An 8992-nucleotide genomic window follows, 5' to 3' on the forward strand; every position below is an offset into this window, starting at 1 on the left:
ATCCCTGTCGAATTCCGGCCAGCGTGGTTTAACGGGGCGCCTAAGATCAAAAGCAGATCAAGAGCAAGATCAAGAGCAAGAGCGGCTTGCTTCGCATCGTGGTTACCGTTGAGCGCTACAGAGTTGTGTAGATACCTATGCTGCGATGAGGCCATCAACCACACCGCAAAAAGCAGCCCAATTGCCTCACTTGCCACCACCCGGTAAAGTGCCGCTCCCCCGTAATGCCCGAGGCAATCCCATGACCCAGACCTTTGAAATCGCCGTGATCGGCGCCACCGGTACCGTTGGCGAAACCCTGGTGCAGATTCTCGAAGAGCTGGAGTTCCCGGTGGGCACCTTGTACCTGCTGGCGGGCAGCAACTCGGCGGGGGCTTCGGTGCCGTTTCGGGGCAAGAACGTGCGGGTCAAAGAGGTCGACACGTTTGACTTCAGCAAGGTGCAGTTGGCGTTTTTCGCCGCAGGCCCGGCGGTGACCCTGAGTTTCGCCCCGCGTGCCACCGCCGCTGGCTGCGCGGTGATTGACTTGTCTGGCGCATTGCCCGCGGAGCAGGCGCCGCAAGTGGTACCCCAGGCCAACGCCCATGTGCTGGACGGGTTGAAAAAGCCTTTTCAGCTCGGCAGCCCGAGCCCCTGTGCCACCTACCTTGCGGTGGTACTGGCGCCCTTGCGGAGTGTGGTGGACATCCAGCGCGTGAGCGTCACCGCCAACCTGGCGATTTCTGCCCAGGGCCGCGAGGCCGTCAGCGAGTTGGCGCGCCAGACCGCCGAACTGTTGAACGTGCGCCCGTTGGAGCCGGCGTTCTTCGATCGGCAGGTGGCGTTCAACCTGCTGGCGCAAGTCGGCACGCCGGACGCCCAAGGTCATACCGCCCTGGAGAAACGTCTCGTACACGAACTGCGTGCCGTGCTGGAAACACCTTTACTAAAGATTTCCGTCACCTGCGTTCAAGCCCCGGTGTTTTTCGGCGATAGCCTGACTGTGTCGCTGCAACTGGCCGCGCCGGTCGACCTGGCCGCGGTGAACCGCGCCCTCGACGCTGCACCGGGCATCGAGCGGGTCGAGGAGGGCGATTACCCCACGGCCGTAGGCGACGCCGTCGGCCAGGACGTGGTGTACGTAGGGCGAGTTCGCGCCGGTATCGACGACCCGGCGGAACTAAATCTTTGGCTGACGTCAGATAACGTACGCAAAGGCTCGGCCCTGAACGCCGTGGAGCTGGCGCAGTTGTTGATAAAAGGCCTTGTGTAAAAGATACTTGGCGGCAATTTGTAGATTGATTCTAGCCAGGCGCTATGCTTGGTCCCAAGTGAAACACAAGCGCGTCGGTGACCTATCGGCTCGCCATGCCTAATGGCAGCGGTTACCAACCTTCTCGCAGGGCGGGAAGCGTTCAAACAAAGGATGAGGCTATGGTTCAAGTTCGCAAACTGGTGTTAGCAATAGCGGCCGCCTCGGCGCTGTCCTCCGGTATGGCGCAGGCGCTGCAACTTGGGGAGATGACCCTCAAGTCGAAGTTGAACCAGCCGCTGTCGGTGGAAATCGAATTGCGCGATGTGGGCGGCCTCACGGCGTCCGAGATCACGCCCAGCCTAGCGTCTGCCCAGGCCTTCGTAGACGCGGGTGTCGACCGCCAGGCGGTCCTCGATGACCTGACGTTCACCCCGGTGATCAACCCCGAAGGTCGCAGCGTGGTGCGCGTGACCTCCAGCAAGCCGCTGCCCGATTCCTATGTGCGCTTCCTCATGCAGGTGCAATGGCCCAATGGCCGTTTGATGCGTGACTACAGCGTGCTGCTCGACCCGGCCAAGTTCGACCAGCCGGCCCCGACGGCGAGCGCGCCGGCCAGCACCGCGCCAGCCAGTACCGCACCTGCCGCCAGCGCGCCTGCCCAGCACACCACCACATCCCGCGACACCTTGTGGGAAATTGCCGCAAAGAACCGCAATGGCGCCTCGGTCCAGCAAACGATGCTGGCCATCCAGGCGCTTAACCCGGATGCCTTTCTTGATGGCAATATCAACCGCCTGAAAACCGGCCAGGTCCTGCGCCTGCCGGACGCTACGCAAAGCACGGCCCTGGCGCAGCCGCAAGCGATCGCCGAAGTGAGCGCGCAGAACGCCGCCTGGCGCCAGGGCCGCCGTGGCCCTCAGAGCCAAGTGGCCGGCAAGCCACAGTTGGACGCGACCAAGCGCACCCAGGCCGGCAATGCGCCGTCGAGCACCCAGGCCAAGGACAATTTGAGCCTGGTGTCGGCGCAAGCCGCCAAAAAAGGCGCGAAGGGCACCGTCGGTGACAGCCGCGCCCTGAGCGACAAGCTGGCGATGACCCAGGAAGAGCTCGACACCACGCGGCGCGATAACGAAGAACTGAAAAGCCGTGCCGCTGACCTGCAAAGCCAGTTGGACAAGCTGCAAAAGCTGATCCAACTGAAGAATGACCAGTTGGCTCGTTTGCAGGCGCAAACGGGTGAACCACAGACCGCCGCGATGCCCGCGCAGTTGCCGGGTGAACCTGCAGCCGAGCCGGCAGCTCCCGCTGCAACACCCGCGCCAGCGCCTGAACCGGTTAAGCCAGCTGCCGCGCCGGCCAGCACTGAAGGCAAGTTCAACGACCTGCTGACCAACCCGATTGTGCTCGGCATCCTTGGCGGTGCGGCCCTGTTGGTGGTGTTGCTGCTTCTGCTGCTGTGGGCCCGCCATCGCAATGCTCGTCGCGAAGAAGAAAAACACCTGCGCATGGCGCGGGCGTTGGCCGAAGAGCCTGAGTTCGTTTCCAATATCGATCAAGACCTGCCGCCTGACAGCTTCGAGGGCCTTGAAGTACCGCCGCCGAGCGTCAAGCTCGACACCGCAACGCCGCCAGCACCCGCGCCTGCACCGGTGGCTGAGACGGTTGTGGCACCGACGGTCGCCTCGGTGCTGGCGCCGTTGGCGGTTGCCGTGGCTCAGGAAAATTCCAGCGACGCCCTGGCCCAGGCCCAGTCCCATATCGACCGGGGCCACCTTAACCAGGCGGCGGATGTGCTTGAGCAAGCCATCAAGCGCGAGCCCAAGCGCAGCGACCTGCGTTTGAAGCTGATGGAAGTCTATGGCCTGCAGAACAACAAGGACGGGTTCGTCAGCCAGGAGCGCCAGTTGGTGGCCAACGGTGAGAACCATGCCCAGGTCGAGCAGCTCAAGGCGCGCTTCCCGGCCATGGCCGTGTTGGCGGCGGGTGTCAGTGCCGCAGTGGCTGCTGCGGCCCTGGATGCGCAATACGTCAAGGACCTGCTCGATGACAAGCCGGCCCCGGCCCCGCAGGCAGATACCTTCGACACCGATTTCGACCTGAGCCTGGATGACCTGGAAGCCGCCTCACCGGCCGAGATCGCGCAAGACCAGCAAACGTTTGAAGCACTGCTCAAACAACAGACCGAGCCCCAGGCCGATGCGCCGGACCTGTCGGACTTTGACCTGGACCTGCAGTTGGACCCGCCCGCGTCGCAATCCGATGACGACTTTCTGTCGGGCCTGGAAGGGCAGATCAAGGATGTACCGCCGGTAGAGCCGCCGACCCTGACGCCGGCTGCGCTGGACGAATTCGACCTGCCGGAAGACTTTGACCTGTCCCTGGCGGACGAGCCGAGCGCGCCTGCGGCCAAGCCCGATGCCTTCGCTTCGGAGCTGGACGACGTCAACGCTGAGCTGGATCGATTGTCCCAGAGCCTGGAACATCCGCCGATCGAGCCTTCCTTCACGGCTGAAGATGCCGCGCTGGGGGCTGAGGATGAGCCGGAATTCGATTTCCTCTCCGGCACTGATGAAGTGGCCACCAAGCTTGACCTGGCCCAGGCGTACATCGACATGGGCGATGCCGAAGGCGCGAAAGACATCCTGTCTGAAGTGCTGACCGAAGGCGACGAAGGTCAGCGTAGCGAGGCCAAGGAAATGCTCGGCCGAATCTAACGGCCAACGCAGAAAAATGTGGGAGCGGGCTTGCTCGCGAATGCGGTGGTTCAGTTGCTGATGTGCTGGATGATACGGCGCATTCGCGAGCAAGCCCGCTCCCTCATTTAAAGTCCACTCATGCACCCTGACGCCCTATAATGCCCGCCTTTGCGCAACTCATCAGGCTCACAGTTCTTGGCAAATATAGATAACGCGGCTGCCGAAATGGCGGCCGCAGGCTTTTACCGCATCGCCCTGGGCGTGGAATACAAAGGCTCGCGCTATCGCGGCTGGCAGCGTCAGGCCTCCGGGGTGCTGACCGTGCAGGAAACCCTGGAAAATGCCCTGTCCAAAGTCGCCAACTCGCCGGTGTCGCTGATGTGTGCCGGGCGTACCGACGCTGGCGTACACGCGTGTGGCCAAGTGGTGCATTTCGACACCCAGGCCGAGCGTTCGATGAAGGCGTGGGTGATGGGGGCTAATATCAATTTGCCCCATGACGTCAGCGTCAGTTGGGCCAAGGTCATGCCGGCGCATTTTCACGCGCGTTTCAAGGCCATCGCCCGGCGTTACCGCTACGTGATCTACAACGATCAGATCCGCCCGGCGCACCTCAATGAAGAAATCACCTGGAACCACCGCCCGCTGGATGCCGAGCGCATGGCCGAAGCCGCGCAGCATCTGGTGGGGGTGCATGACTTCAGCGCCTTCCGTGCCGGGCAGTGCCAGGCCAAGTCGCCGATCAAGGAAGTCCACCACCTGCGGGTGACGCGCCACGGCAAGATGATCGTGCTGGATATCCGCGCCGGGGCCTTTCTGCATCACATGGTGCGCAATATCGCTGGGGTGCTGATGACCATCGGCACCGGTGAGCGCCCGGTGGAGTGGGCCAAGGAAGTGCTGGAAAGCCGCATCCGCCGCACTGGCGGGGTCACGGCGCATCCGTTCGGCCTGTATCTGGTGGATGTGGAGTACCGCGACGAGTTCGAACTGCCTGAACGCTTTATCGGGCCGCACTTCCTCACCGGTTTCAGCGAACTTGGCGGCTGACGCCCGGAAAAGCTTTTGTTACCATCCGGGACTTTCTCGGTTCAACCCTGAGGTTCCTACGACATGTCAGCCGTTCGCAGCAAGATTTGCGGGATTACCCGCATAGAAGACGCGCTGGCGGCAGTCGAAGCGGGCGCGGATGCCATTGGCCTGGTGTTTTATGCCAAGAGCCCACGGGCGGTGAATGTGCTGCAGGCGCGGGCGATCATCGCTGCATTGCCGCCCTTCGTGACCACCGTGGGGTTGTTCGTCAACGCCAGCCGCTGCGAGCTCAACGAAACCCTGGATGCGGTGCCGCTGGATATGTTGCAGTTTCATGGCGACGAAACGCCAGAGGAATGCGAAAGCTATCAGCGCCCGTACATCAAGGCATTGCGGGTCAAGGCCGGGGACGATATCGCCGCAGCCTGCGCCGCCTATACCGGCGCTCGCGGGATTCTGCTGGACACCTACGTCGAAGGCGTACCCGGTGGTACCGGCGAGGCGTTCGACTGGTCGCTGATTCCCGAGAGTTTGAGCAAGCCAGTTATCCTCGCGGGTGGGCTCACCCCTGAGAATGTCCAGGCGGCCATCGAACAGGTCCGGCCGTATGCCGTGGACGTCAGCGGTGGGGTGGAGCAGGGCAAGGGGATCAAGGACCCGAGCAAGATTCGCGCGTTCATGCAGGCCGTGCGCAACAGCAGGGGTGGGATGTGACGGCTGGCAGTCTGCCGCCGTCCATAACTACCACTGTGTAAAACAGCCCGGCGCCGCCTGTGGGTGGCCCGGAAACGAAGTGGCAACCCTGCGCTGGCAGGTTGTCTGGAAGGCTGAGGATACGGGCGGGAAATGGCAGGTCCAACGTCTGACCCCGTCCCGCCTGTGTCATCGCCACATATGAATTTAGCTCAAGGGCATACGCGGGGCTGTGTTCAAGCCACCGGTACTGGAGAAAAGAAAGCATGAGCAACTGGTTAGTAGACAAACTGATCCCTTCGATCATGCGTTCCGAGGTGAAGAAAAGCTCGGTTCCTGAAGGTCTGTGGCACAAATGCCCATCCTGCGACGCGGTGCTGTATCGCCCGGAGCTGGAAAAGACCCTGGACGTTTGCCCCAAGTGCAACCACCACATGCGTATTGGCGCACGCGCCCGTATCGACATCTTTCTGGATGCCGATGGCCGTAATGAACTGGGCGCCGACCTGGAGCCGGTTGATCGTCTCAAGTTCCGCGACAGCAAGAAGTACAAGGACCGCCTGGTCGGCGCGCAGAAGCAGACCGGCGAGAAAGACGCGCTGATTTCGGTCAGCGGCAAGCTGCTGGGCATGCCGGTGGTGGTTTCGGCCTTCGAATTCTCCTTCATGGGCGGCTCCATGGGTGCCATCGTCGGTGAGCGCTTTGTTCGCGCTGCCAACTATGCCCTGGAAAACCGTTGCCCGATGATCTGCTTCGCCGCCTCCGGTGGTGCGCGTATGCAGGAAGCCCTGATTTCCCTGATGCAAATGGCCAAGACCTCGGCGGTACTGGCGCGTCTGCGTGAAGAAGGCATCCCGTTCATTTCCGTATTGACCGACCCGGTCTACGGCGGCGTTTCCGCCAGCCTGGCGATGTTGGGCGATGTGATCGTTGGCGAGCCTAAAGCGCTGATCGGCTTTGCCGGCCCACGTGTGATCGAGCAGACCGTGCGGGAAAAACTGCCGGAAGGCTTCCAGCGCAGCGAGTTCCTGCTGGAGCACGGTGCGATCGACCTGATCATCCCGCGTGGCGAACTGCGCCCGCGTCTGGGCAGCCTGCTTGCGCAAATGATGGGCCTGCCGACGCCTGTGTACATCGCGCCTAAGGTCGAGCCGATCGTCGTGCCGCCGGTGCCTGCAAACCTATGACCCAACGAACCCTGGGCGAATGGCTCGCCTACCTTGAGCAATTGCATCCGTCCGCCATCGACATGGGCCTGGAGCGCTCGCAACAGGTAGCGGCCCGCCTCGGGTTGGGCCAGCCGGCACCGCGTGTGATCACGGTGACCGGCACCAACGGCAAAGGCTCCACCTGTGCCTTTGTTGCCGCGCTGTTGCAGGCCCAGGGCCTCAAAGTCGGCGTGTACAGCTCGCCGCACCTGCTGCGCTACAACGAGCGGGTGCAGCTCAATGGCGTAGAAGCCACTGATGCCCAGCTGTGCGAAGCCTTCGCGGCCCTGGAGGCCGGGCGTGGCGACACTTCCCTGACCTATTTCGAGATGGGCACCCTGGCGGCGTTCTGGCTGTTCGAGCGTGCGCAACTGGATGTGGTCGTGCTGGAAGTCGGCCTCGGCGGGCGCCTGGATACGGTCAACGTGGTGGATGCCGACCTGGCCCTGGTGACCAGCATTGGTGTCGATCATGCTGACTACCTGGGCAATACCCGCGAATCGGTGTCTTTTGAAAAGGCCGGGATCTTCCGCCAGGGCCGTCCGGCGCTGTGCGGTGACCTGGATCCGCCGCAACCCTTGCTCGACAAGGCGCGTGAGCTCAATTGCCCGTTCTACCTGCGGGGTTGCGAGTTCACTCTAGATATCGGCGACACCCATTGGCAATGGCGTGGGCAGGATGCGCGTGGCCAACGGGTAGAGCTGCTTGATTTGCCGTTGCTGAACCTGCCAATGGAAAACGCCGCGCTCGCGCTGCAAGCCTATCTGCTGCTGGGCCTGCCGTGGGATGCCGCGCAGATTGCCGCGACCTTGCTGGCAACCAAAGTGGTGGGGCGCCTGGATCGCCGAACCTTCGACTGGCAAGGCAAACGCCTGAGCCTGATGTTGGACGTAGGCCATAACCCCCATGCTGCGCAGTACCTGGCTCAGCGTCTTGAGCGGACCCCGCCGGTGGGCCGTCGCCTGGCGGTGTTCGGGTTGTTGGTCGACAAGGACCTGGACGGCGTGGTTGCGCCGCTGCTGGGCAGCGTCCAGTCTTGGGCCGTTGCGCCGCTGGACACGCCACGCAGCCGTCCTGCGGTTGAGCTGGAAACTGCCTTGCAGAACCTTGGCGCGCCGGTGGCGTCGTATGCAAGCGTCACTGCCGCCCTGGAGGCGCAGTGTGCGGTAGCGACGGCCGAGGACGAAATCCTGTTGTTCGGATCATTTTATTGTGTTGCCGAGGCGCTTGAATGGCTGGCCCGGCGCTCCACGGAGGAAGCTGCACATGGCATTACTGGATAGCGCATACAAGCAGCGAATGGTCGGGGCTCTGGTGCTGGTGGCGTTGGCGGTAATCTTTCTGCCGATGTTGTTTTCCCGCCAGGACGAACAGCGCCAGGTGGTGGTCGAAGCCCCTGCTGCGCCCCAGGCACCGGTGGTGCCGCAGGTTCAGGTCGAGCCGGTGGTGGTGCCTGAGCCCCAGGCGTTGCCGCAAGAACCTGTGCCCACCGATGAGGAGGTTGCCGCACAGGAGGCGCCTTCGATGCCGGTGCAGCCAAGTGTCCCGGTGGTCAAGCCGGCCCCGGCACCGGCCGTTGCTGCCAAGCCGGCCGCACCAGCGCCTGCGCCTAAGCCAGTAGCGCCGCAGCCTGCAGCACCGGGCAAGCCGGATGTGGGCCAGAGCCGCATCGACCCTAATGGCCTGCCGATCAGTTGGTCGATCCAACTGGCCAGCCTGGCCAACCGCGAAAGTGCTGACGCCCTGCAGAAAAAGCTGCGTGCCCAGGGGTATAACGCTTATATCCGCAGCGCCGACGGCAAGAACCGTGTGTTTGTCGGGCCGCTGATCGAGCGTGCCGAGGCAGATCGCCTGCGCGATTTGCTGGGTCGTCAGCAGAACCTCAACGGGTTTGTGGTGCGTTTCCAGCCCGAGCGCGGCTGAATAACCGCCGGCTTTGGCTGGCAATACGGTCTGAATGTGGGAGCTGGCTTGCCTGCGAAGACGGCCGGAAAGCCGACCAGGATCTCAGGTCAGGCCGCGTACATATCCGTTCCTGCGGTAACGGCCACCTAGGGTTCCGCTCTTACAGCGGCTCACTTTTGAAAAGCGCAAAAGTAAGCAAAACGCTCTTGCCCCACCACTCGGCA

General features: G+C 62.8%; 7 protein-coding genes. All 7 read left to right on the top strand.

What is annotated here, in order from left to right; all coding sequences use genetic code 11:
• The first annotated feature begins 241 nt into the window (after positions 1 to 241).
• The 7 genes from DK871_RS27835 (at position 242) to DK871_RS27865 (ending at position 8786) form a co-directional block, all read left to right on the top strand.
• Positions 242 to 1252: an aspartate-semialdehyde dehydrogenase gene (locus tag DK871_RS27835; RefSeq protein ID WP_161907417.1), complete on the top strand. Its 1011-nt coding sequence runs from the start codon at positions 242 to 244 to the stop codon at positions 1250 to 1252.
• Between the two features lie 161 nt (positions 1253 to 1413).
• Positions 1414 to 3948 carry a FimV family protein gene (locus DK871_RS27840; protein ID WP_161907418.1) on the top strand — a complete coding sequence of 845 codons (2535 nt, stop codon included), beginning with the start codon at positions 1414 to 1416 and terminating at the stop codon, positions 3946 to 3948.
• 207 nt (positions 3949 to 4155) lie between these two features.
• Entirely contained in the window at positions 4156 to 4980 is an 825-nt protein-coding gene (gene truA, locus DK871_RS27845) for a tRNA pseudouridine(38-40) synthase TruA (RefSeq protein WP_003192549.1), read from the top strand.
• Positions 4981 to 5043: 63 nt separating this feature from the next.
• Positions 5044 to 5676 carry a phosphoribosylanthranilate isomerase gene (locus tag DK871_RS27850; protein WP_161907419.1) on the top strand — a complete coding sequence of 211 codons (633 nt, stop codon included), beginning with the start codon at positions 5044 to 5046 and terminating at the stop codon, positions 5674 to 5676.
• A 245-nt stretch (positions 5677 to 5921) separates the two neighbouring features.
• Positions 5922 to 6842, top strand: a complete 921-nt coding sequence (gene accD, locus DK871_RS27855; RefSeq protein WP_003192545.1) for an acetyl-CoA carboxylase, carboxyltransferase subunit beta — start codon at positions 5922 to 5924, stop codon at positions 6840 to 6842.
• Positions 6839 to 8146 carry a bifunctional tetrahydrofolate synthase/dihydrofolate synthase gene (gene folC, locus DK871_RS27860; protein ID WP_161907420.1) on the top strand — a complete coding sequence of 436 codons (1308 nt, stop codon included), beginning with the start codon at positions 6839 to 6841 and terminating at the stop codon, positions 8144 to 8146. The genes accD and folC overlap by 4 nt, the downstream gene beginning before the upstream one ends.
• Positions 8130 to 8786 (top strand): SPOR domain-containing protein, encoded by a 657-nt coding sequence (locus DK871_RS27865; RefSeq protein ID WP_138762916.1) that lies wholly within the window; start codon positions 8130 to 8132, stop codon positions 8784 to 8786. The genes folC and DK871_RS27865 overlap by 17 nt, the downstream gene beginning before the upstream one ends.
• Positions 8787 to 8992 lie beyond the last annotated feature (206 nt).

The organism is Pseudomonas sp. L13 (assembly GCF_009935965.1).
Lineage (GTDB): Bacteria > Pseudomonadota > Gammaproteobacteria > Pseudomonadales > Pseudomonadaceae > Aquipseudomonas > Aquipseudomonas lactis.